Origin of the sequence: Achromobacter sp. ESBL13, from assembly GCF_036668755.1 — a bacterium.
Classification (GTDB): domain Bacteria; phylum Pseudomonadota; class Gammaproteobacteria; order Burkholderiales; family Burkholderiaceae_B; genus Achromobacter.
On record NZ_JAZEVT010000017.1, the window covers coordinates 1 to 535 of the forward strand.

Consider the following 535-nt stretch of genomic DNA (forward strand, 5'->3'; position numbering starts at 1 on the left):
CAATGTCCACCACCGCCGAGACCGTAACGCTGACCGTGGACAGGCTGATGTTGCCGTTGCCGTCCGAGATCGACACCACGAAGCTGTCGCCGCCGTAGTAATCCGCCGTCGGCGTGTAGGTGTAGGCACCCGTCGCCGGGTTCACCGTCACCGTGCCGTGCGCGGGTGAGGTACCCAGGCTGTAGGTCAGCGTGTCTCCGTCGCCGTCCACCGCCGAGACTTGACCCGTTACGGCCGCGTCCTCGGTGGTGCTGGTGGCGTAGTTGCCCGTCGCCGGGTCGAAGGTTTGGCCAGGAACCGCCGGGTCCACCGTCATCGGCGCATCCGCCACGGCGGTGACCGTGACGTTGACCGTGGCGGTCTCCGTCACACCACCAGAAGTGACTGTGTAGGTGAAGCTCGTGGCGCCGTTGTAGTTCGCAGCGGGTGCGAAGTCCAAGGTGCCATCGGCCTTCAACGTCACCGAGCCGTTGGTCACGGCGATCGGCGTGCCCACAACAACCGCGCTGCCGTTGATGGCTGTGATGGCGTGGCT

1 protein-coding gene is annotated in these 535 nt (G+C 66.0%); it reads right to left on the reverse strand.

The annotated features are described in order from the left end of the window. Positions 1-535, reverse strand: a 535-nt coding sequence (locus V6F88_RS27795; protein ID WP_332613521.1) for a tandem-95 repeat protein, incomplete at both ends; no start/stop codon positions are given.